This is a genomic window from Gordonia hongkongensis (assembly GCF_023078355.1).
Lineage (GTDB): Bacteria > Actinomycetota > Actinomycetes > Mycobacteriales > Mycobacteriaceae > Gordonia > Gordonia hongkongensis.
The window spans coordinates 1,102,410-1,125,878 of the sequence record NZ_CP095552.1 but is presented as its reverse complement, the minus strand read 5'-3'; the positions used below and the strand labels follow the sequence as shown (position 1 = coordinate 1,125,878).

Annotated in this window: 20 protein-coding genes; 6 read left to right on the top strand and 14 right to left on the bottom strand. The window is 67.6% G+C overall.

Annotated features, from left to right (window positions below):
- Window positions 1-374: 374 nt before the first annotated feature.
- From MVF96_RS05135 to MVF96_RS05110, 6 genes are all read right to left on the bottom strand, one after another.
- Window positions 375-1,520, bottom strand: coding sequence for a glycosyltransferase (locus MVF96_RS05135; protein ID WP_247451553.1), 1,146 nt, complete (start codon window positions 1,518-1,520; stop codon window positions 375-377).
- On the bottom strand, window positions 1,517-2,731 hold the full coding sequence (locus tag MVF96_RS05130; RefSeq protein ID WP_247451551.1) for a lipopolysaccharide biosynthesis protein: 1,215 nt from the start codon (window positions 2,729-2,731) through the stop codon (window positions 1,517-1,519). Before MVF96_RS05130 ends, MVF96_RS05135 begins: the two co-directional genes overlap by 4 nt.
- Window positions 2,728-3,894, bottom strand: coding sequence for a glycosyltransferase (locus tag MVF96_RS05125; RefSeq protein ID WP_247451549.1), 1,167 nt, complete (start codon window positions 3,892-3,894; stop codon window positions 2,728-2,730). Before MVF96_RS05125 ends, MVF96_RS05130 begins: the two co-directional genes overlap by 4 nt.
- Window positions 3,894-4,511 (bottom strand): acyltransferase, encoded by a 618-nt coding sequence (locus tag MVF96_RS05120; RefSeq protein ID WP_247452058.1) that lies wholly within the window; start codon window positions 4,509-4,511, stop codon window positions 3,894-3,896. Before MVF96_RS05120 ends, MVF96_RS05125 begins: the two co-directional genes overlap by 1 nt.
- Before the next feature lie 23 nt (window positions 4,512-4,534).
- Window positions 4,535-5,680: a glycosyltransferase gene (locus MVF96_RS05115; protein ID WP_247451547.1), complete on the bottom strand. Its 1,146-nt coding sequence runs from the start codon at window positions 5,678-5,680 to the stop codon at window positions 4,535-4,537.
- 198 nt (window positions 5,681-5,878) lie between these two features.
- Window positions 5,879-6,922 (bottom strand): hypothetical protein, encoded by a 1,044-nt coding sequence (locus MVF96_RS05110; RefSeq protein ID WP_336286204.1) that lies wholly within the window; start codon window positions 6,920-6,922, stop codon window positions 5,879-5,881.
- Between the two features lie 196 nt (window positions 6,923-7,118).
- On the opposite strand from MVF96_RS05110, the gene MVF96_RS05105 reads away from it, so the two are divergent.
- The 3 genes from MVF96_RS05105 to MVF96_RS05095 are packed head-to-tail and all read left to right on the top strand — an operon-like array spanning window position 7,119 to window position 10,611.
- Window positions 7,119-8,114: a GDP-mannose 4,6-dehydratase gene (locus MVF96_RS05105; protein WP_247451546.1), complete on the top strand. Its 996-nt coding sequence runs from the start codon at window positions 7,119-7,121 to the stop codon at window positions 8,112-8,114.
- Window positions 8,111-9,100 carry a GDP-mannose 4,6-dehydratase gene (locus MVF96_RS05100; protein WP_159370181.1) on the top strand — a complete coding sequence of 330 codons (990 nt, stop codon included), beginning with the start codon at window positions 8,111-8,113 and terminating at the stop codon, window positions 9,098-9,100. Before MVF96_RS05105 ends, MVF96_RS05100 begins: the two co-directional genes overlap by 4 nt.
- Window positions 9,097-10,611 carry a sugar transferase gene (locus MVF96_RS05095; protein ID WP_247451545.1) on the top strand — a complete coding sequence of 505 codons (1,515 nt, stop codon included), beginning with the start codon at window positions 9,097-9,099 and terminating at the stop codon, window positions 10,609-10,611. The genes MVF96_RS05100 and MVF96_RS05095 overlap by 4 nt, the downstream gene beginning before the upstream one ends.
- A 31-nt stretch (window positions 10,612-10,642) precedes the next feature.
- Here the strand turns inward: MVF96_RS05095 and MVF96_RS05090 are convergent, their stop codons facing one another.
- The 7 genes from MVF96_RS05090 to MVF96_RS05060 are packed head-to-tail and all read right to left on the bottom strand — an operon-like array spanning window position 10,643 to window position 18,792.
- Window positions 10,643-11,527 (bottom strand): sialate O-acetylesterase, encoded by an 885-nt coding sequence (locus tag MVF96_RS05090; RefSeq protein ID WP_159370179.1) that lies wholly within the window; start codon window positions 11,525-11,527, stop codon window positions 10,643-10,645.
- Between the two features lie 26 nt (window positions 11,528-11,553).
- Entirely contained in the window at window positions 11,554-12,777 is a 1,224-nt protein-coding gene (locus MVF96_RS05085) for a lipase family protein (RefSeq protein ID WP_247451543.1), read from the bottom strand.
- A complete protein-coding gene (locus MVF96_RS05080; RefSeq protein ID WP_247451542.1) occupies window positions 12,774-14,057 on the bottom strand; it encodes an acyltransferase family protein in 1,284 nt (427 codons plus the stop codon). The genes MVF96_RS05085 and MVF96_RS05080 overlap by 4 nt, the downstream gene beginning before the upstream one ends.
- The gene (locus MVF96_RS05075; RefSeq protein ID WP_247451540.1) at window positions 14,054-15,298 is read right to left on the bottom strand and encodes an alpha/beta hydrolase; all 1,245 of its coding nucleotides are present in this window, start codon (window positions 15,296-15,298) and stop codon (window positions 14,054-14,056) included. The genes MVF96_RS05080 and MVF96_RS05075 overlap by 4 nt, the downstream gene beginning before the upstream one ends.
- A complete protein-coding gene (locus MVF96_RS05070; protein WP_247451539.1) occupies window positions 15,295-16,083 on the bottom strand; it encodes a YveK family protein in 789 nt (262 codons plus the stop codon). The genes MVF96_RS05075 and MVF96_RS05070 overlap by 4 nt, the downstream gene beginning before the upstream one ends.
- The gene (locus MVF96_RS05065) at window positions 16,076-17,305 is read right to left on the bottom strand and encodes a lipase family protein (RefSeq protein ID WP_247451537.1); all 1,230 of its coding nucleotides are present in this window, start codon (window positions 17,303-17,305) and stop codon (window positions 16,076-16,078) included. The genes MVF96_RS05070 and MVF96_RS05065 overlap by 8 nt, the downstream gene beginning before the upstream one ends.
- Complete coding sequence (locus MVF96_RS05060) at window positions 17,302-18,792, bottom strand: tyrosine-protein kinase domain-containing protein (protein ID WP_247451535.1); 1,491 nt, start codon at window positions 18,790-18,792, stop codon at window positions 17,302-17,304. The genes MVF96_RS05065 and MVF96_RS05060 overlap by 4 nt, the downstream gene beginning before the upstream one ends.
- Before the next feature lie 238 nt (window positions 18,793-19,030).
- On the opposite strand from MVF96_RS05060, the gene MVF96_RS05055 reads away from it, so the two are divergent.
- Complete coding sequence (locus MVF96_RS05055) at window positions 19,031-20,404, top strand: O-antigen ligase family protein (protein ID WP_159370175.1); 1,374 nt, start codon at window positions 19,031-19,033, stop codon at window positions 20,402-20,404.
- On the top strand, window positions 20,401-20,955 hold the full coding sequence (locus MVF96_RS05050; RefSeq protein ID WP_247451533.1) for a YdcF family protein: 555 nt from the start codon (window positions 20,401-20,403) through the stop codon (window positions 20,953-20,955). The genes MVF96_RS05055 and MVF96_RS05050 overlap by 4 nt, the downstream gene beginning before the upstream one ends.
- Window positions 20,956-20,965: 10 nt before the next feature.
- Here MVF96_RS05050 and MVF96_RS05045 read toward each other — a convergent pair whose 3' ends face one another.
- Complete coding sequence (locus tag MVF96_RS05045; RefSeq protein ID WP_247451531.1) at window positions 20,966-22,030, bottom strand: LLM class F420-dependent oxidoreductase; 1,065 nt, start codon at window positions 22,028-22,030, stop codon at window positions 20,966-20,968.
- Window positions 22,031-22,173: 143 nt separating this feature from the next.
- Here MVF96_RS05045 and MVF96_RS05040 point away from each other — a divergent pair, with 143 nt between their 5' ends.
- Window positions 22,174-23,469 carry an inorganic phosphate transporter gene (locus MVF96_RS05040; protein ID WP_247451529.1) on the top strand — a complete coding sequence of 432 codons (1,296 nt, stop codon included), beginning with the start codon at window positions 22,174-22,176 and terminating at the stop codon, window positions 23,467-23,469.

Genomic DNA, 23,469 nt, shown 5'->3' with positions numbered 1-23,469 from the left:
GCACCCGATTCTCGATGAACGTGATTGTTGTCGCGTGACCGCGCGCCATGGCACGACATTTCACTTGACATCTGCCGTATAAGTGCCAACAGCCATTCACCCGGCCTGCACCGTCAGACCGGCGCTCGGCGAGACCATCTGGGTACGCCGAGCGGAATACCAAGAGACTATGGGACGCATTGTCCGCTCACAACTCGGCGGGGCGCATCGAAAAACCGGCCTGCGGAGTTACGGGAGAATTCCCGACATCAGCCCTGGTTATCGGAAAAAAATTCCCGCCGCAAAGCTCGATATTAGCGTTCACAGACTGCCGTCTAACGTATGTGAATCATGCGACAAAGAGCCGACAATCGAGCACGGAATTGCCCCACCTGTCAGTGACCGGCAGGCACGGGGCCGCGACTCAGCAACATTTCCACGGCTTCCTGCGGAACCCGCTGCTGCCATCGATCGGCATTGGTATCGAAGATCCGCTGCCCCTCCTTGCGGGCGAGATCGGCGTCGAGCAGGAACTGTCGGCACCGATCGACGAACTCGTACCGATCGTCGTAGGCGGTCAGACCGAAGACGGGCCCGAGGGAACCGATCGCCTCCGTCGTACCCACCACCGGTAGACCCCGGCTCGCCGCGTCGAGAAGCTTCACCCGGACCCCGCCGCCGGTCGAGATCGGCGCGACCAGGGCACGGCAGGAGCCGAGGAACGAGTTGAGGTCGTCGACGAAGCCCAGATCGCGGACACCCGCGGGTAGCGGCGGTGGTGTTGCGCCGGGCTTGGGTGCCCCGATGATGCACAGTTCGGCACCGTCGATCCCGGCGCCGATCCGCGGCCACAGTTCGAGGATCTCCAGAAAGCCTTCCTGGTTCGGCGGCCAGTCCCGCGTGCCCATGAACACCAGCCGCGGCACGTCCGCCTCGGAGCCGGCACGCGGGCCGGGCGGGAGGGTCAGATCGATCCAGCGTGCCCCCGGGCACCCTTCGTCGCGGTAGAACTGCGCTTCCTCGAGGTCGTAGGTACCGACCGCGGACGCCGCTCGGGCAACCCGGAGTTCGTCGGCCAGTATCCGCGGCGCTTCGATCCTTCCGGGGAGTCCGCGCGTGAGCCGCCACACCAGCGACTCGGAGTTGACGGTGTTGACGACGAATTCGCTGCGACCCACCTGCCCGGAGCGCAGATAGGACTCGGCCATGTAGGAGTGCTCGGCGACGAAGACGTCGCTGTCGAGTTCGTCGAGAACGCGGACGAGTTCGTCGACGTCGAAGCGGGTGTGGCACACGCTGCGTCGTGTCCGCAGACTGTCTGCGAGCAATGCCGGCGCCTTCACCGGCGGTTTCGCCACCCGGATCACCGAACCGTCGGACGAGGTGGGCGGCGCCGTACCCACTGCGAGATGGTTGGACAGGCACACCGTGCGGACGTCGAACGACTCGGCTGCGATGTCGAGGACCACCCGGGCCAGTGCCACATCGCCACCGTGGTCCAGCTCGATGTCCTTGGCCACCATGAACGTCACGGTCGTCATACGTTGCCCTCCTTCGTTATTCGGGTTCCCTTCCGAGACAGTCCCGCCGGTCGTACCGATCGCAGGAAGATCACCAGGAGTACGGCGTCGGTGATCACCGACGCCGTTGCCGCTCCTACGGCGCCGAAATCGACCAGTGCCCAGACCATCCCGAGTTTGATCGGTACCAGTGCGGCCGCGGCGACGCTCCGGACGATGTCGCGGCGCTGCACATACAGGATGGTCGTGAGTACGTTGTTGACTATGCGCAGTCCGACGAACAGCGAGATGACGACGAGCGCCCACGCGAGTTCATCAGCGATCGACGTCGCCAGGAGAACAGCGCCGGCCGTCATGACCAGTGCCGACGTCACTGCCGCGACGACCAGGACGTGACTTCTCGGCGGCCCCGCCGACACGGCGCCGCCGGCCGCGCGCAGCGACTCGTGGTACGTGTTGGCCAACGACATCCCGACCTGTCCGGCGGCCCAGCCCACCGTACTCGCGATCGCGAAGTATCCGGCCACATCGGCATCGGTCAGCGCGCCCAGGAGCAGGATGTCGCCCTGCATGTAGAGGGCATTGGCGAGATGCTCGCCGAACAGGATCGCGATGAGCCGGGCCGACCCGGGGATCGCCGGCCGGTGACCGGGGATGAGGGTCACCGAGTACACGGCGACAACGAGATACGGTGCGAGATAGCAGAAGCTGGCGATGTCCAGATCCGGAGACTCCGCGAACTGCAGGTAACCGACGGCGAGTGCGATGCTCAGCAGCTGTCTCGTGGTGTCGTACCGCATGACGCGGTCGGGGTGTCCGTCGCGCAGGGCCCGGCTCTTGACGGCGTTGAAGACGATCTCGCCGCCGGCCACGAACAACGCGAACCACACGAGAAGCGACGTCGTCAGACATGCCGCGCCCGCCACCATGAGACCGAGCCCCAGCAGCACCCGGGTGACGCGCTCACCGTCGAAGGCGCGCTCGGACTCACGGATGGCACGCACCGCGAACGGATTGTCCAGTGGCGCTGCGATGATCGCGCCGAGGGCGAAGGCCATCGCGTACTCACCGTAGGAACCGACACCGAGATGGACGGTCAGGACGAGCGTCCAGCCCAGACCCGCGGCCCGGCCGCCATAGGTCCACGCCGCGGCGATCAGCGCCTTCGCGATCTGCTGCCGACCGGTTCTCGCACGCCCCGGGGTCGGCTCGGCCTCGGTGAGCCCCATCATCTTCGGCACAGCACACCCGACCACGTGGTGAGGTAGGTGTCGACGACCGCGTCCGGCTGACGGACTTCGCGCATCCGCCGCAGGGCGTTGACCATCACCGACAGGCGATCGGGCGATCCGACGAGTGCGGTGGCCGCGGCCGCGAGCTCCTCGACCAGGACCTCGGGCGTACAACCCTCCTCGTCGACGACGACAGCGCCACCCTCCGAGCGGAGTTCGGCCAATGCGCCGTGACCGGTGCACACCACCGGGGTGAGGTGAGCAATGGCGTCGTTGACGACGCTCGACCCCGGGAACGCCTCACCGTACGGGCTGCGCGCACCGTAGGGCACGACGAGCGCACGGATCGACGAGAAGAAGTCCGGGAGATCCGCGTCGTCGAGGCCGCCGAGGATGTCTACCCCGTCGACCGCGGGCAGGTCCTCGGTCCCGCGTCCGGCGATGCGGATCGCGATGTCCTCGGGAAGGGCACGGCGGAGCCGGGTCACATGTTCGAAACCCTTGCCGCGGTACACGAGTCCGAACAGTCCGATCGCCCGGGGCCGGTCCGGCGCGGGGACCACCTCGCCCCGGGTCCACACCGGCATGTAGGCGTGCCGCACATCCGCGTCCGGATAGGCCCGCAGCAACGACCGCGCCCCCACGTCGCTCATCGCGAACAACGTCCGCGACCCCGTGACACGGCGCTCGATCCCGCGCGAGAGCGGACGCAGCGGGAAGTGGATGGCGTGGTTGAGGACCCGTCGCTGCGCCAGGGTGGCGACGCGACCCGGCCACCACACGAGGCCCGGAGGGTCGTGGACGGTGGCACTGACCAGAACACTCGGGCGCCGGCGCTCGAGTCCCGCAGTCGGCCAGAAGGATTCGACTGACCCGCCGGAGAGCTCACAGTGCACCACGACCGGTCGTGCACCCGCATCGTCGATGATCGCGGCGATCTCTCGCCGACGCGCACGCAGGTCCCCGATCGAGTCGCTCCCGGGCTGGGGGTGCCGGACCTCATGGAAGTCGGCGACGCGCGAGCGCACCATGTCGGCGAAGACCTGCGCGTACGCACCGACCCCGCCGGCGCGATGTTCGGCCGCGACGTAGACGACCCGCACGCCCGAGAGCTGTTCGGGACCTCGGGCTGTCAGGCTCCGTTGATCGATCGGTCTCCCCATCAGTAGAACAGCGGCCGGTACTTGGGCCGGTACCGCAGTGCCGACTCCGGGCGCTTCGAGATATTTCGAGCGGGTACCCCGCCGACTATGTCGAGATCGGCGACGTCGCGACTGACGAGCGCACAGGCGGCGACGACCGCGCCGCGGCCGATGCTCACACCGCTGGTGACGGTGGCGCGGCTGGCGATCCACGCGTAGTCGCCGATGTACACCGGTTCGAGGATGGCCGCGAACTCCGGACTCGCGGGATCGTGCTTGCCCGCGATGATCTGGGTGTCGCTGGCGATCACCACGTTGTCACCGATGCAGATTCCCGACCGGGCGTCGAACAGTACGCGGAACCCGATGGAGCACGCCTCGCCGATCCGGATCTGGTCGATGTCGAAGACCTGGCACCCCCGCAGGATCGAGGTGTCCTTGCCGATCTTCGCGCCGAACAGACGCAGGAACGCCTGACGAAGGGTATGCGAGGGAAGGTAGGTGATCAGGTTGTTGTACAGCAGGATCCCGACCCGGTTCTTCGCCTTGGCGACGGTGGAGATCTCGGTGAAGGTGTGCCGCGGTACGAAGTCCGCGCGTCGGGGCACCGTCGTTCCGGCTGGTCCTGCCGCCGGCATCGTGGTGTCGTCGCTCTCGATGCTCACGCGCACTCCGCTTCTCTCACACCCGCCACGGCGGACACGAGGTTTCTCATTTCCTTGACGAAGGTTTCCTCGCCGAACTGGCCCACGTGCGACTTGATCTGCTCGGCATCCCACTCCCGGGTCGCCAGCTCCGACACGGCCGCACGGATACTCGCCGGGTCCGGTCGATCGAAGAAGACCCCGTTCACGCCTTCGTCGATGGTGTCGAGGAACCCGCCCCAGCGGAGCACGGCACAGGGTTTGCCGCGCATGCCTCCCTCGAGCGGGGTGAGACCGTAGTCCTCGAAACTCGCGGCCACCACCGCGGTGCAGTTCTCGTACAACCATCCCATCTCCGCGTCCGTGAGGTCGCAGAGCATCGTCACGTTGTCGGGGGCAATCGCGCGCAGCCGGTCGGCCTCCGGCCCACGACCGACGACGACGAGGTGATCGTCTGTCCCCCGGAACGACTCGATGACGGCGTCGACGTTCTTGTAGGCCAACAGGCGAGAGATGCACAGGTGGAACGGGCGCTGCGGCACCCCGGCGGGCGGGGTCTGAGCGGTCGCCGGTTCCACCGGGGGGATCACCGGCGCCGGAACGACGGTCGATTCCAGACCGTACGTGTCCCGGATGCGATCCCGGACGGCACTCGAGATCGCCAGATAGCGGTCGCATCCGAGCGCCGCCGCGCGGTCCCATCGCCGCATCCGGCCGCCGAGCACCCGGATCGCGAGTTTCTTCAGAGCACTCGCGGACTCGCCGAGATAGACCTCGGTCTGATACAGCCAGCGGGCAGGTGAATAGCAGTAGACGAGCGAGTACCCCGGGATGTCGAATCCGTGTGCCCAACCACTCGAGCTCACCACGACGATATCGGCATCCACGCGCAGACGCGATGCCGCAGACGGCAACAGCGGAAGCGCGGACCGGTGATCGCGGCGAAGGGCGCCGACCCGGTTCACCGGTGAGGTGATGATCGTCTTGTCGCGGAACTCCTCATAAGTCCGGTCCGGCTCGTAGAGAAGCGTGTAGATCGGGGCGTCGGGGAATGCCCGGCTGAGGGACAGCACCACTTTCTCGGCCCCACCCCGCTGGGTCAGATAATCGTGAGCGATCGCCACGCGCGGCGATCCCCTTCCGCCACGACCGGCATCCATCATGTGAACCACAACAATCACTTTCCCCCCGACGAACTCCGAGAATTCTTCCCGCGACTAACGCGTGAACGCACTCGTACGGACGTCGACGTCCGCTCGCCCAGATCGTAATGCGCTCGCGCGCGTCATGCGCGGCAGGATCATCGAATGTGACCTTGCCGACGTGCGACGGGCGCGAGAACGGTTGGGCGGACGTGCTTGTCAGGTGGCACCCAGCACTCCGGCCGCATACTTCGGCGTCCAGTCGTGCTTGTAGATCGAACCGAAGTTCTGCTCCCGGTCGGCGGCGTTCGGTCCGTTGTCGCGGATGCTGTAGATGAAGGTCGGTCCTACGTATCCGGCCGACGAGGCGAAACCGAGTACATCCGTGATCTCTTTGGCCTGTTCCCATTCCGAGACCGCCTCGGGTGCGGTGCCGGTGGGCGCACCGAGTTCGGTGAACCAGATCTTCTTGTTCCCGTCGCCGCGCGCGACCATCAGATTCCGCACCGCCGGGACGTCGGAGATCGCATTCTCCGGGTTGGCGTGGAGCCCCGAGGGGAAGACATACGGGTGCATGGCGAGCGCGTCGAAACCGCCCTTTGCGCCGGCGTTGTACATCGCGGTATGGAAATTGACCGGCGAGTTCCAGCCGGCGGAGCGGCTCATCCCGGCACTGATCACCGTGGCGCCCGGCTGGGCCGACTTGATGGTGCTGTACGCCGATTTCAGCAGCGAGGTGTACCGAACGGCGTCGATCCCTCCACCGAAGAAGATGGGCAGGTTCGGTTCGTTCCAGATCTGGTGATGGGTCACCGCGTTCCCGTATCGCGCGATGAACCTGCGCAGGAACGTGTTCAGGTCGGCATTGTGGGTCGGGGGCGCGGTGAAGAAGCTACCGGCCGGGCGTGCCCATGCTGGCGAGGACACGACGTTCGCGAGCACCTTGAGGCCTCGTGCCCGCGCGCCGTTGATCAGGCGGTCCGGGCCGGACCAGTTGTAGGCGCCCTTGGTCGCCTCGATCGCATTCCAGTCGAGCGTGACCCGCAGCCAGGTCGCGTCGGTGCGCGCCGCGGCGTCGAGCTCGCGGTTCAGGTCGGCATCGGTCGCCCAGAGAAACCCCGAACCCCCGCGAATCCGAAGCCACCGGACGTGGCCGGCACTGCCGCAGGGGCCTTTCCGGGGACGGACGCAGCGACGGCCAGACCGAGTACCAAAGAGATACTCACCACAGCTGCGGCGAAGAGTCGGGTTCTCGGAAAGCAAAATCCCCTAAAGGATCGTATTGTCATGCGCAGAGGATACCGCCGGGATGGGGAACCCACACGGGTAGCGGTCTCTGATCACGGTTGCGTTCAGAAATGTTCGCACACACACACGCTCTGGTCGAGGAATCAGTGCGTGTTCGGATCTTGGTGGGGGGAACACCGTTGTCCCTTCACCGCGCACTGGGAGAAGTGTGATGAAGTCAGCGTTGATCACCGGAATCACCGGACAAGACGGCCTCTACCTCGCCGAACTCCTCCATTCGAAGGGCTACCGGGTCGTGGGTCTCGTTCGGGGACAGAACAATCCGAAGGCGGACGGTCTCGCCGAGTCCCACCCGTATGTGGAGATCGTCAGCGGCAACCTCCTCGACCTGTCGAGTCTGATGCAGGCGATGAACTACGCCGACCCCGACGAGGTCTACAACCTCGGCGCGGTGTCGTTCGTCGCCTATTCGTGGCAGAACGCGCGCCTCACCAGTGACGTGACCGGTACGGGCGTACTGAACATGCTCGAAGCTGTTCGTCTGTACCAGGATACGTCCGGCAAAGCCGTGCGGTACTACCAGGCGTCGAGCTCGGAGATGTTCGGCAAGGTCCAGGAGGTCCCGCAGCGCGAGACGACCCTGCTGTGGCCGCGGTCCCCGTACGGCGTGGCGAAGGTGTTCGGTCATTACATGACGATCAACTACCGCGAGTCCTACGGCATGCACGCGAGCTCGGGGATTCTGTTCAACCACGAGTCACCTCGGCGTGGCCCGGAGTTCGTTACCCGTAAGGTGACGCGCGCCGTCGCGCGGATCTCGCTCGGGATCGACGACTCGCTCGCGCTCGGGAACCTGGATGCGAAGCGGGACTGGGGTTTCGCCGGTGACTATGTGCGAGCGATGTGGTTGATGTTGCAGCAGGACGTCGCCGACGACTACGTGATCTCCACCGGAGAGACCCACTCGATCCGCGAACTACTCGATGTCGCCTTCCGGGTCGCGGGCATCGACGACTGGGAGCCGTTCGTCCATCTCGATCCGCGTTTCTTCCGGCCCGCCGAGGTCGATCTGCTGATCGGTGACAGCACCAAGGCGCGCGAGATCCTCGACTGGAAGCCGGAGGTCGGATTCACCGACCTCGTCACGATGATGGTCGAAGCCGACCTCGGCCTCGAGTCGAAGAAGCTGGCCGGCAAGGTCGCATGACCCCGCCACGTGCGCTTGTCACCGGCGCGAACGGGCAGGACGGGCGGCTTCTGACCGGCACCTTGGTCGCCCGGGGATGGGACGTCATCGCCGTGGTGAGGCCCGGGCACGCAGGGGGCCCTCCGGCCGAGGGCATCGTGGCGACGAGCCCGGTCGACCTCGGCGACGCCGAGGCGACCCGTCGGGTGATCCTGGATCATGCCCCGGACCACATCTTTCACCTCGGGGCAGTGTCCTCGGTGGCGCAGAGTTGGGCCGATCCCCTGACCACGACCCGGGTGAACGGGATGTCGACGGTCGCGGTGCTCGAAGCCGCTGCGGATCTCGGCGACCGGGGCCACCCGGTGCATGTCGTGAACGCGTCGAGCGCCGAGATCTTCGCGGGAGCGGCGGTGACTCCGCAGGACGAGAGAACCCCCATCGCGCCGAACTCACCGTACGGCGCCGCAAAGGCCTACGGCCACACGATGGGAGCGGTCGCACGGGCGAGAGGCGTCGAGGTCGCGAACGCCATCCTCTACCCGCACGAGTCCCCGTTGCGGCCCTCGAGATTCGTGACCCGCAAGATCACGGCCGGGGTCGCCGCGATCGCCACCGGCCGCGCGACGCAGATCGTGCTGGGCAACATCGACGCGCGACGCGACTGGGGCTGGGCACCGGACTACGTGGACGCGATGACGATCCTCGCCGATCACCGGGCCAACGACGACTACGTCGTTGCAACCGGTGAATCACACAGTGTCGGCGACTTTCTCGCCACTGCGTTCCGGGTCGCGGGGATCGAGTCCTGGCACGAGATGGTGACCGCCGACCCGGCCCTGGTGCGTCCGGCCGACGGCGTGGATCTGGTCGGTGACCATCGGAAGATCACCGAAGAGTTCGGTTGGCGCCCCACCACGGTGTTCGACGAGGTGGTTGCCGCGATGGTCCGCCATGACCTGAACCTGGCGTCCCGGAGTGACGACCGCCGGGCGGCAGCCGTATGACCACGGCAGACGAGTCACCGCCCGGCAGGCACGATCCGGTCTTCCGGCGACCGATGGCCGTGCGACGTCGTCAGTCCCGGTCCCGGTCCTGGGTACCCAGGTACCGGACCTGGTTGCGGCGGGCGGATGTCCTCGTCGTGGTGGGGTCGGTGGGTATGGCCCAGCAGCTCCGTTTCGGGTCCGGCGGATCACTTGATTCCGCTGCCGGCGTTCGCATTCCCTGGATCGTCGCGTCGGCTGTTCTCGTGGTCGTGTGGCTGACCGCGCTGTTCGCCTTCCAGTCCTACGACCGGCGGATCTTCGGTTCCGGCGCGCAGGAGTACAGCCGGGTGGCGACCGCCTGCTTCACCGTGTTCGGCACCCTCGCCATCATCGACCTGCTGTTCCGGATCAACATCGCACGCGGCTATCTCGCGATCGCGTTGCCTGTCGGGACGATCGGGCTGCTGGTGAGCAGGAACGTGTTCCGCAGAATGCTGGCCCGCGCGAGAGTCGCGGGCCGCCACCGGGAATCGGTGCTGATCGTCGGAAGTGACGAGTCGGTACGCCCCACGATCCGACGGTTGTCGGCCGCCGCCCCCCTGGGTTACGAGGTGGTCGGCGCATGTCTGCCCTCCGGTATGCGCAGCGGTTCCGGCGAGATCGCCGTAGAGGGAGCCGTCGTCCCGGTGCTCGGGGACTTCGACGACGTGGCCGTTGCGGTTGGCGCCTGCGGCGCCACCACGGTGGCAGTCACCTCCGCCGACGCCCTGGGCCACCAGGCCATGCAGGATATGTCGTGGAATCTGCACGGTCTCGACGTCGACATGGTCCTGGCGCCGGGCGTCGCCGATGTCACCGGCCCGCGGATGATGGTGCGCCCGGTGGCCGGATTGCCACTGCTCCACATCGATCACCCGCGGTACGAGGCGGCGAGCCGGCTCCGTAAGGCGGCGCTGGACCGCTGCGGCGCAGCACTTCTGATCCTCTTGCTGGCACCGCTGCTCGTCGTGGTCGCCGTCGCCGTCGTGGTCGACACCGGTCTGCCCGTCTTCTATCGTGCCGAGCGCGTGGGTGTGGGGAACCGGACCTTCCGCATGTGGAAGTTCCGGTCGATGGTGACCGGCGCGGACCGGATGCGTGCCGATCTTCACGACCAGGACGAGGGCGCGGGTCTGCTGTTCAAGATGCGCGACGATCCGCGGGTCACGCGGGTGGGCAACGTCATCCGCGCCTACAGCCTCGACGAACTCCCACAGCTGTTCAACGTGCTGACCGGTGACATGAGCCTCGTCGGACCACGACCACCGCTGCCGGAAGAGGTTGAGAAGTACGACGGGCGGGTGGCGCGGCGCATGCTCGTCAAGCCGGGGATGACCGGATTGTGGCAGGTGTCGGGGCGCTCGGATCTGTCGTGGGAGGAAGCGGTCCGCCTCGACCTCTCCTACGTCGAGAACTGGTCGATCATGCAGGATCTGACGATTCTCTGGAAGACGGCGCGTGCCGTGATCGCCAAGGACGGCGCATACTGAGCCGGGCTGGCCTCTCCGCGCTCCCTCCGGGTCACGCGGGTGACGAACTTTCCAGCCGTCGGTAGGCCTCGAACATCGCGTGCCCGAGGTGTTGCTGGCCCTCGGCGTTGTAGTGGATCAGTTCACCGGGGTTGTGCATCCCCCGCGGACCGGCAACACAGGCGCAGGACCGGTGTCTCGACGGAACGTCCGCGTGGATCGAGTCGATGCCCGGATATCCCGGGTGCCCGGTCGCGATCTCCTCGGGCACCATCCGTCCCAGGAGGAACGGCACCGGGCCGAATTCGTCTCGCAGACCGTTGATCAGCGCATCGAGTTTGTCCCGGTAGACCTCGGGACGGGTCAGCGGGACATCGCTCTCACCCTGGTGCCAGAGGATCGCGGCGAGTCGAGAATCCCGGCCGGCCGCGGTGAGTGCGTTGGCGATCTGACGAACCGCGAGGTCGTACAGGTTCACACGGGCCGTGCGGTTGCCGCGATCCCAGCTGTAGCCGTTCTTCTGTCGAAAGGCCGTGTCCCCACGCGCAGACGGCACCAGCAACACCGGCCGGCCGGTGTGAACGGCGAGCAGTGAGCCGAACGTCGTCGCGAATCCTGCGCCCGCGCCCGGGATCTCGTGCAGGAGTGGGTCCTCGGCGAGCAGGACACGACCGCGGCGGCGCCCGCATCCGGGCCACTGATGCACCCGTGGGTCTGGTACGGGCGGACGCTGACCGGGGACGAGACGACCCGCGCCGTGAGCGTTGGACTGTCCGAGAACCGCGACCACAGAGTAGTTTCCTGCGGGTTCGACCTCGGTTCCCGACGCCCGCAAGCGCTTGACGGCATCCTTCGCCCGGACCGTCCATTGCACCGTCAGCGGTGCGTCGCCGTGGCGGCGTAGATCTTGCTCGGACGGAACCGGATGAGTGTTCATGGGAGTCCCCGTCGACGTTCGGTTGATCAGCGTCCGTGGCAACCCGACGGCACCGGCTCCCCGGCGAACCTGTCCAGGATCCACGGCAGCATCGCCACCGCGTCCACGTCGGCGTGCCCTCGGTCCGGTTGGTGATCGACCGTGACCGAATCCCCCACCGCACAGGCCCGCTCGATGAACGACGCCGTCCACTCGGCGTCGATGAACGTGTCGGTCCCACCGTAGAGGACGTACATCGGCACCGGTGTCCGCGCGACGGGCACCGCATAGCGCGTCAATCGCGCCGCCAGCGTCGTAGCCGACGCATCGGTGCCCGGGCCGATGTCGCCCGGACCGAGTGTTCCGGCGGCCGCTGCACGCCGTGCAGTCGCCGGGCCGGTGCACGCGGACAGTGTGTCCCACGCGCCGACCGCAGCGCCGCGACGGTAGTCGTCGAGCCGTACCGAGCCATCCGAACGCGACCACGCCTCCAGGACCCACTGCAGCATGAGTTGCTGGTCCCGGGTCATCGTCCCCGCACGTGACTTCTCGACCAGACCGACGACGTCGGCGGCCGGCACCATCGCCGCCGCGCCGACCAGGCCTGTCTCGGCTCCGTACTGCGGTGCGATCATGGCGGCCGCCAGCACCGCACCGCCTCCCTGCGACCCGCCGTAGGCCGCCCAGGTGTCAGAGGCATACGGGAGCACCGCTCGCAGTGCCCGCACGGAGTCGATGACGTTCCGTCCCGCTGTGCGCGCGTCGAGGTAAGGGTGTACGCCCCGGGCGCCCAGGCCCTGGTAGTCGGGAAGGGCGACGACGAATCCCGCCTTCACCAGATTGTGGGCCAGGACTCCGAGACCGTACATCCCGTCGGCCACCGATGGTGCGCACGGTTGGTCGATGCCGGTGGTGCCGTGTGCGAACGCCACCACCGGACGTGTCTGTCCGGCTTCGGGTTCGGGCCCGGTGACGATCAGGCCGCTGACGACGGTGGGTTTTCCGGTGCCGGCGTCGGTCGACCAGTACTCCACCCGGATGGCGCTGACGTCGTCGAGTCGTGCCGACAACGGCAGAGTGCCGACACGTTCGGCGGACACCACCTTCCCGGGTCCCTCGGTCGCGGTGAAAGGCACCGGCGCGTCGTCGGATTCGAGCGCGACCTTCGAGATGCGTATTCCGGCGACCAGCACGAGCAGCACGACCAGGTTCGACACCAGCGCGAACGGAACGGCGACGAGCAACGGATGTCGGCGGACGACGCCGATCATCGCGTTCGCAACTTACGGGCGAGCGTCATGGCCGGCTTCTCGACGTAGTGGTAGCTCAGGCTCGCGAACACCAGAGTGACCGCACCGACGAGTGCGATGTTGATCGCGAGTCCGGGGACCGAATCCCCCTGCAACCATCCCAGCCGGCCCAGCACGATGATCAGCGGGAAGTGCCACAGGTAGATGCTGAGCGACACCTGGCCGCTGTAGTCGAACGGCTTCCAGTCGAGGACCGAGGCGAGTCTGCTGTCCTGTCCGCTCGCGAGTGGCAGCACGATGATGAGGATGACCAGCGCGGACGCCAGTGCCGTGAAGGTCGACTGGAACGACGACCCGGCCGCGATGAGCAGCAGCATCGCCATCAACGACGGCACGAGGGCGATGACCGCCCCGACCCGTAGCCGCCGTGCGATCCGAGCGGAGATGTGGCCGGCCCCGACCGCCACGAAGGCGGCGGTCGCGAGCATCCCGAACGCGAAGTTGTCGGAGGCGGCGAAGAAACTGCGCAGGATGACCGCGGCGGCGTTCGGTCCCCAGTTCTGTTCGGTGACATCGGTGATGCCTTCGGCGGCGGCCACCTTGCCGGCGACCAGCTTTCCGATGGTGCCCACGATGATCAGCAGCACCGGCGGGCCCACCACCAGCAGTGCCGCATGGGTGCCGAACCTCCTCCGCAGCCACCACATCGCCATCCCGAAGAGCGGAAGTGATACGTAGAAGACGAGTTCGAGCGTCAGCGACCACGCCGGGCTGATACCGGTCTGGAGATACTGCGGGAAGTAGGTCTGGGTCAGTGAGAGGTTGGTGAGCAGCATCCACGGATCCGTGATCATGCCGGTTCCGGTGCCCTCGCCGGTCTCGCTCACCGCGTACTCGTTCGCGAGGAACGACGCCTGCAACACGAAGTTGACGACGAGGAAGATCGCCAGGTACGCCGGGAACACCCGGAGGACCCGGTGCGTCAGGTACATCCGGACGTCGGGTGGCGATTGCCGCTCCCGCAGCAGATCTCGCACGTAGGGCAGGTAGAGCAGGAAGCCCGAGAGCGCGAAGAAGAAGATGAGGGCCTGGCCGAGGAGCTGGAGTCCACCGCGACTCATGGTGTCCGGCGAATGGTGCACCGCCACATGGACGATCACGACCGCCCAGCACGCGAGACCCCGCGGACCGTCGAGACCGCGGATGCGGCTGCGCTGAGGCGTCGCCGCAGCCGGGGTGGTGGGCCCGCCGGCGGCGGCCGGCGGGACCGTGCCGCCGGGTCGTGCCAACTCTTCGGTCATGGCGCGTCCTCGGTCTCGACACATCGGTTGTAACTCGCCTCACCGTCGAAGCGGGCGGTCAGCCAGCCCACCACCTGACGGCCGTCGACGCCGCCGTGGTCGGCGGCGGGTTGGAACTGCGTGTGGACGATGTCGCCGCGGGCGCAGCTGTCCCGGATCGCCGCGGTCGTCCAACGCGACAACACGAGTTCGTCCTTGCCGCCGTAGATCACGAGTGACGGCGACGCGGCCGGGAGGTCGGGCAGCGCTCGTTCGCGCAGCAGAGCCCGTAGTTCCGCGACTGCCGCGGGTGAGGACGGTCGGAGGTTCTCCGGCGTCAGCGACCCGAGCACCTCGGCGCGTCGTGCGCCCTGGGATGCCGAACACTGCGACAGCTCGTCCCAGTGCATCAGGACGTCGGGACCGACGAACCGGCTCAGGTCGAGTTGCGGGTTCTCCCATTCGAGGGCCAGCAGGAGCCAGTTGAGCAGACCGTACTGCTCGACCGTCATCTGCTCCCGGGCAGCGAGGTCGGCGAGTTCGGAGACGTCGGAGGCAGGCGACAGCGCGGCGACTCCGACCAGATCGAGTTCGCCCCCATAGCTTCTGGCCAGTTTGTTGGCAGCCCAGGCGGCCTGTCCACCCTGCGAACCACCGAGCGCGGCCCAACTCGTCCCGGTCCCGGGCACCAGGTGCCGCGCGGCCCGCACCGCGTCGATGACGTTGCGGCCGGCGGTACGTGCATCCAGATACGGGTGGGTCGGCCGTCCCTCGCCGGGAATCCCCAGTCCCTGGTAGTCGGGCACCGCGACGACATACCCCAGTTCGAGCCAGCCGGCCGCGGTCACCGCGAGGTCTCCGAGATCGGACCTCAGGGTGACGCCGCACTCTCCCAGGACTCCGCTCGTTCCGTGCGGCAGGACGATCACCCGCCGCCCACCCGCGGGCGCAGGCCCTCTCGGCGCGAAGAACGCACCCCACACCTCGGATTGGGCGCCGGTCCGTCCGTCGGTCGAGACGTACCTGACCCGAAGAGCGAGTTGCGAGTTCGCCCGCACCCGCCGGTCGAGTAGTGGCATCGTCTCGGCCGCGCGTAGAGCACCGGGGCCCGTGCCCTCGGTGTCGACACGGTACTCGACGCCGCCCGCGCCCACCGGGGCCGTGCCGGGGTCGGGTGGCGCCGTCGAACATCCCGCCACTGCGATGGCCGCGGTCAGCAGGATCGTCGCGATCCCCCGCCCCCCGGTTCTCGGTGTCCTCATCGTGCTGTCCCTCCCCGTGCCCCCACCAGATCGTCGTCGCTGCGGTGGTCCGGTGCCCGTGGCACGCGTGCCTCCCGCGGGTCGACGACCCGATCGCGTCCGAGCTCCACTGCGACGACGAGCAGCAGAGCCACCACCAGTCCCAAGGCCGCGGCCGTGCCGAGCGTGCTCCCGAGATCGGGCAGTATCGGCGAATCGGGAGCCCGCGCAACGTCGATCACGTCGATCGCGTGCAGCGGACGCGCGATCGGCACCGAGCTCCATTCGAGTTCCACCACGAGGTCGCGCAGGACCTCGACCACGCCGTCGGCGAGATACATCGCCGCTTGCGATGTGGGTCCGGTGGCGACGATCTCGAGCACCGCGGTGTCCGGCAGCGAGGTGACGATCAGGCGCCCACGAAGTTCGTCCAGGGTGACGCCGTCACCGAGAACCCCGGCGTCGTCGTCGACGACCAGCCGGGCCAGCACCTGGTCCGACGTCGCCAACTGCACGTAGCTCGCGGTACGTAACTGCCCGGCGAGGTCACTGGCCTGCTCGGCGGCAACACTCGAGGGCCCCGGCGCGAGAACGAGTGCGCTCGAGCGTGCCTCGTAGGTCTCGGGCGTAAGGGCGAACACCCCGAGGCCGACGAGAACCGCGGCGAGCGACGAGGCGACGACCACCACGATGTTCCGGCGGACCATGCCGAGGTAGTCCGACGGTCGCCGCGACGACGGGGACCTCACTGCACGTCCTGGCAGTTCTGCGGCGGATTCCATCCGTTCGCCAGCGACTTCATCCATGCCACGGACTGACCGGAGTCCAGATCGGCGTGCGTCTCACCGATCCGCCGAATCGCCTGGATCGGCGACCCGGCCGCACAGGCGCGACGGATCGCGCCCTCGGTCCACGGTGCCGCGATGAGCGGGTCGTCGGTGCTGTACATGATGAGAGTCGGGGCACGCGCGACCCCCACCGGAAGCGCGGTGTACCTGAGGTAGTCGCGCAATCGCGCAGAGGCCCGGGGGTCCGGGGCCGCACGTCCTCGACACCGATCGAGTTCAGGACGCGCTGGGTGATGTCGACGTCGATCGGGATGCAGCGGAGCACCTCGGCCCAGTTCTCCCTCAGGAACGCCGACCGATAGTCGTCGCGATCGAAGTCGTCGGGCAGGGTGCGGGCGACCGAATCGACGAGGTAGGCCATCATCGGGACCTGATCGGGTGTCAGCGTGCCCCGTTCGGCGCGATCGACCAGGCCGGTCATGTTCGACACCGGCACCAGCGACACCGTGCCCAGCAGGTCGAGACCGCCACCGTAGATGGGAGCGAGTTCGCCTGCCGCCCAGGAGGCCATGCCACCCAGCGACACCCCGTAGGAGATCCATCTGTCGCTCAGCCCCGGGAAGACCGCACGTGCGGCACGCACCGCGTCGATCATGTTGTAGCCGTACGATCGCGCGTCGAGGAACGCGTGATCGGCACCGCGGATCCCGAGACCCTCGTAGTCGGACATCGCCACGGCGAAGCCGTTGAGGACCAGTGCCGCGATGATCTGATCGCTGCCGATCAGGTTGGCGTACTCCGACGGACCACAGTTGTCGAGCACGCCGGTGGTGCCGTGTCCGAACGAGATGGTCGTCCAGCCTCCCTCAGGTGGGATGCCCTTCGGTGTCACCACTATCCCCGAGACCACCGTCGGGGACCGATCCAGACCGGATGTCGATCGGTATTCGACGCGTTTGACTATCGCACCGAGTTCGTCGATGACCGGGATCGGGCCGCGCGGCGGATCCTCGACCTCCAGGACGGCACCTGGACTGCCCGTGTCGCGGGCACCGACGACCACCGGTTCCGGGTACGGGGTCACCAGGTCGGGTGGCGGTTGGATCGTCAGGGGGATGGCGGCGTGGCCGGTGCAATCATCCGCGACACCGCTTGTCCCACAACCACTTACCAGGGCAGCGGTGACGATCACGGCGGCGAGTCCGGAGAGGCCGATCCGACGGGGCGACCGCCGCGTCAACGACCCGCCCCGTCGTCCGGCACCCCGATCGGGGACGCCACGCGACCGTCCCGTGTGTGGCGGTAGACCTCGGCGCGGATGCCGGCCGAACTCGGCGCTCCGCGTTCGGCGTCCGTCCCGACGTGCGGAGCCGCATCGTCGGCCGCCGGAGCCGCCTTGTCCGCACGAGACCGGGAGGCCGTGCCGCCGACCAGGATGGTGCCGGCGACGGCGCCGACGAGCTCGATGGTCTCCACGGTCTCGCGCAACGACTTCCGCGTCGCGGCACCACTACGCACCACCACGACGGTGGCATCGGCGAGTGCGGCGAACACGATGGCCCCGGGGCTCGACACGATCGCCGGTCCGGCGATCACGATGTAGTCGAACCTGCTCCGCAGGTCGTCGAACACGCCGGCCACCGCGGGTCCGCTCACCAGCGCACCCGGTTCCGGCGGAACGGGTCCGGCGGGCAGGACCGTGAGGTCTCCTCGCTTCACGAACGGATCGACGCTCCCGGCGCTGCCGGTGAGGACGGTCGACAGACCATGGTCGGACGACGACGTGGCGCCGGTGATCCCGTGGCCGGTGAGATCACCGTCGACGAGCAGGACACTGTTGCCCGTGGCGGAGATCGTGGCCGCGAACCGCGCTGCGACCGAACCCGCTTCGCTGTCCTTCCCGACGCCGACGAACCCCAGTACCCGCGGCGCAAGGCCGTCCGGCTGTCGTTGCGCCCCCAGGAAACGGATCAGGTTGTGCGCTCCGCGCAGCGAGTCGGCGTCGGGATCGGCCGTGCCGAGGCCCGCCGGCCCATCGGCCGCGTCGGCTCGATGTGTCACCGTCGCCAGTACCGGGTGGTGCGCCGAATCCACAGCCGCCGACACGTCCTCGACGGTGCCCCGGCGGCGCCACCCCAGCAGCAACGCGGTGAGTACACCCACCACGAGTCCCCCGACGACCCCGAGCGCGGTCCAGGGGAGCCACGGCGGGCTCACGCGGGCGGGGAGGCCCGGCTCGTCGTAGAGGACGGCCGAGGCGGCCGGGGTGCCGCCGCGCCGAGAGGTCTCGAGTTCCTCGACTACCTCGACGGTCTGCTGGGCGATCGCGGACGCATACGATTGTGCGCGTTGTGGACTCGGTCCGGTGACCGAGATGGTGAGGATGACGGTGTCGTCGACCGGCAGTGCGGTCGTCCGGGCTCGCAGGTCGGCGGGACTGATCGCCCCGTCGAGCGCAGCCGACGCGCGAGTGGCGACCTGTTCGCTCACCGCGACCTGCGCGTAGGAGTTGACGCGACCCTCGGCGAAGAGGTTGTTCTGGTACGACTCGCCGACCGAGGTTCCGCCCTCCGCCGTGACGAAAAGCCTTGCGGACGACACGTATTCCGTCGACTGGACGAACATGCCGTAACCGAAACCGATCAGTCCGAAGGTGACCGCGCCGGCGACGAGCGCCCACCAATAACGCACGATGACGCGAACGTAGTCACTGAGTGGCACGAACATGCCTCCTTCCGGGGATGGTGAGCTGGCTGACGCGCCGAATATCCACCGCGTGATGTCCGATGGACGTGTCCGTGGAGGCTGTTCGACCGTTCGTGCCGCCCCCCGACGCGACAACTCTAACCAGTGCGCGCGGACCGCGCGCTCCGAGTACTGTGATCTTGAACGCGTTGCGTCCCACGCCCGTTACCGAGAACGCTCCGAACCGGTGGGTACGGTCGGATCGTGCGATGATGCCGCAGTGGGGATCGTTCGTTCACTTCTGATCGTGGCCGCGGCGGCGGTCGGCGCCTTCGTCTGCCTGATGGCCGGTGGAACGGCGGTGACCGCGGCGTTCCTTGCGGTCTTCCTGGTGATCGGAGGGTACGTCGGACTCGCCCATCCGACGTGGCTGCTGTGGATCCTGGCGGTGGTGATCGCTGTGCTGCCTGCTGGATATCTGCCCGGCACACCGATTCCCATGATCTTCGCGCTCACCGTCGCGGTGCTCCTCGCCACCGTGCTCCATACGCGGGAGGTACGGACGTTCGTCCCGCTGGAACGCGCCCTGTGCGTGCTCGTCGCCGTCGGCGGTGCCTCCGTCGTCGCAACCCTGCACGGCGCCGTCGACATCGTCGAGTACGTGAAATGGTCGAGCGCAGTCCTCCTTGTCGTGGCACTGTTGCGCCTTCGGCCCGACCAACTTCGGTTGTTCGGCCAGGTGTTCGTCGTCGCGTCCGCGGTGTCGGCGGGGCTGGGCCTCGTGATGCTGACCGTGGACAAGTCCGCGCGCACCTTCGATCTGCTGTCCCCCTTCGGGTATGACTCGGCATCGGCGGGACGCTTCGTGTTCAGCGGCGCGTCGGTCACCGCTCGCCTGTCCGGCACCTACATCGACCCGAACGCCGCGGGCATCGGCTTCCTCGCCGCCCTCATGATCAGCATGCTGGTCTTCGACGGCGGCCGGCGCTGGGTTCTCGCTGTCGTAATGTTCGCGGCGATCGCCATGACTCTGAGCCGCGCGGCGATATTCAGCGTCGTGCTGGGCCTGCTGCTGATGCTCGCATTTCACACCATGACGACCCGGGGTCGCGCCGTCATCGCCGGGTCGCTCGTCGGCGGAATGGTGCTGCTGGCCGCGTTCCCGGCGTCGCGTCGCCGGATCTTCTCCTCCTTCGGAGAAGACGACACCGGCTCCACCGCCCGGTCCGACGCACTGCGTGAGTTCCCGGGAAAGATGGACGGCCACTGGCTGTTCGGGCACGGATGGGGAATCGCCGAGTTCAAGGATCCCGAACAGGCCTTCACCATCAACTATGTTGCCAACGCACCGCTGCTGTCGGTGTATCGCGGCGGGATCTTCGTCGGAGTGGTGTTCACCGCGATCATGATCTACGGCTGCTACCTGGCCTATCGGTGCCTGCGCTCGAGCCGGCCGTGGGTGGCGTTCTACGGCGGCGGCTTCATCGCCTTCTTCGTGCTGGGTATGCAACTCGACTTCAGCACGGTGACCATCCCCGTCTCGGTCACCGATCTGTCCCTGATGCTGGTGTATCTGATCGTCGCCCTGCGGCTCACCGGACCACCGGGTACCCCGGCGCCGTCGCACCCCGAGAAACTCCCCGCCGCGGCATGAAACGCGCTCTCCGGGTCCTCGTCGGCGTCCTGGTCGTCGCCATTGTGGCCTCCGCCGTACTCGGCTACCAGTTGTTCACCCGCGACCACCAGGACCCGCTGCGCAAGGTGGACGCCATCGTCGTCCTGGGCGGCGAACACGACGGCCGCGAGGCCTACGGAATCGAGCTAGCGCGAAGGGGTTACGCCAATCACGTGCTGATCTCCGATCCCTACCGGCCGTATACGGAGTTCGACGCCATGATGCCCGGCGCCTGTTCGGCGGGGACCGCCACCATCACCGTCACGTGCTTCGAGCCGGAGCCCTCGACGACGCGCGGGGAGGCGATGTACGTCCGGCAGATGGCCCGGGAGCACAACTGGGACGACGTCATCGTCATCAGTTGGAGCTACCACCTGGTGCGGGCCCGGTTCATCTTCGGCCAGTGCTTCGACGGCGACGTCGTCATGCACGCGGTACCGCGCGACTACAGCGCCAACCCGGTTCTGTGGGCCGGCGTCTACGCGTACCAGTACGGCGGCCTGGCGAAGGCCGCCGTACTGGGTTGCTAGATCGGAGAGATCAGCCCCCGAAGATGTCGCGCAGGTGCTCGACCTCGGTGACGCGCTCGGCGTGGGTCGGCGCGGTGGGCGAGGCCAGGATGCACGTGACACCGGCCTCCCGGAACGCCGCGACCCGCTCGGCCACCTGGGCCTTGGAACCGATCAGCGACATCGACGTGACGAGGTCCTCGGGGACCGCGGCGGCGGCCTCCATCTTCTTGCCGTCGAGGTAGAGGTCCTGGATCAGCTTCGCCTCGTCGGTGTAGCCGTAGCGGATGGCGAGCTGGTTGTAGAAGTTCTTCCCACGGGCGCCCATCCCGCCGATGTACAGGGCGGCATGATGGCGCACGAGCTGCTTGGCGTTGTCGATCTGCTCGGCGTCGTCGGAGATGCGGGCGGTGGCCTGGACGACGATGCCCAGATCCCCCAGCGACGGATCGCGCTTGGCCTTGCCCGCCGCCAGCGACTCACCGAAGGCCGCGTCGATCTGCTCGGGGTGGAACAGGATCGGCTGCAGCTCGTCGAACATCTCCGCGGCCAACTCGATGTTCTTCGGGCCGATGGCGGCGAGGAGCAACGGGATGTTGTCGCGTACGGGGTGATTGATGATCTTCAGGGACTTGCCCAGTCCCGAGCCGCCATGCTCCTCGTCGAGCGGCAACGTGTAGTGCTTGCCCTGGTAGTCCAGCTTCTCGCGGCGCCAGACCATCCGGCAGATCTCGGCGTGCTCGCGGGCGCGTCCCAGCGGGTAGTCGTACTTGACGCCGTGGAATCCCTCGATCACCTGCGGACCGGATGCGCCGATACCGAGCACCGCGCGACCGCCGCTGATGTAGTCGAGGCCGGCCGCGGTCATCGCCAGGTTGGTGGGCGTCCGCGAGTACATCGGCAGGATCGCGGTCTGCAGTTCCATCGTCTCGGTCTTGGCCGCGATGTACCCCAGCTGCGAGACGGCGTCGAAGCTGTAGGCCTCCGGAACCGCGATGCGCTGCACGCCCGCGGCTTCGAAGTCCGCGAGGTTGTTGATGGTCTCGCGGAAGTCGCCCGCGTAGTTGATCGGCATGCCCAGCTTCATCGATGTCATGCCGACGGATTCTTCCACAGCGGCGACCGGTTTCCGAGGGTCTGTTGAACGTTCGATAGGTCCACCCCGGTCGGGGACCCCGCGCACCGGAACTGTGCCCGATGTTTAGGTAAATGAGGGCGGTAGGTCCCACAATCGTCACCATGAGCGGCGAGATGCTGATCCTGGTGCTGTTGGTGGTCACAGCCCTCGGCTTCGATTTCACCAACGGCTTCCACGACACCGGCAACGCGATGGCGACGTCGATCGCCACCGGCGCCCTGAAGCCGAAGGTCGCGGTCGGGCTGTCGGCGGTGCTCAACCTGGTCGGCGCCTTCCTGTCCGTGGAGGTCGCGGCCACCATCACCAAGGACGTGCTGAACATCCAGCAGACCTCGGGACCCGACGCCGGGGAGCTGGTGGCCGGCTTGTCGGCGACGACGGCGCTGCTCATCATCTTCGCGGGCCTGATCGGCGGCATCCTGTGGAATCTCTTCACCTGGCTTTTCGGGCTGCCCTCGAGTTCGTCCCACGCCCTGTTCGGCGGGCTGATCGGTTCGGGCCTGGCCGCGATCGGTGTCAGCGGGATCAACTGGTCCGGGATCACCTCCAAGATCCTCATCCCCGCGCTGGCCGCACCGGTCATCGCCTGTCTGGTCGCGGCGTGCGGAACCTGGCTGGTCTTCGCGATCACCCGCCGGATCGCCGACCGGCAGAAGGAGGACGGCTTCCGCTACGGGCAGGTCGCCACCGCATCGCTGGTCTCGCTGGCCCACGGCACCGGAGACGCCCAGAAGACGATGGGTGTCATCGCGATGGCCCTCATCGCCACCGGACACCTCGAGGCGTCGAGCGTCAGCCACGGACTCCCCTTCTGGGTGGTGTTCAGCTGCGCCGCCGCCATCGCGATCGGCACCTACCTGGGCGGCTGGCGGATCATCCGCACCCTCGGCAAGGGACTCGTCGAGATCACCTCGCCGCAGGGCATGGCCGCCGAGGCGTCGTCGGCCGCCATCATCCTCACCTCGAGTGCCGCGGGCATGGCGCTCTCGACCACCCAGGTCGCGACCGGCTCCATCCTGGGTTCGGGGGTCGGCCGCAAAGGCGCCCAGGTCCGCTGGTCGGTCGCCGGCCGGATGGCCGTCGCCTGGGTGACGACCCTGCCCGCCGCCGGCGCGGTCGGTGCCGCCTGCTACTTCCTCGCGCACCTGTTCGGCGAAGTCACCGGGGCCCTCATCATCTTCGCGATCCTGGTGGTCGCGTCGGGCTACATGTACTGGCGCGCGCAGGAGAACAAGGTCGACCACGAGAACGTCAACGACGCCTGGGAGGGCGAGGCCCTCGCGGGCGAGGAGTGGGAGGAAGCGGTCGCCACCGAGACGGACGACACGACCCTCCCGCTGCCGCCGGTCATCCCGGCCGAGATCATCGTGCAGCACGACCCGGAGAGGAGCGCCTGA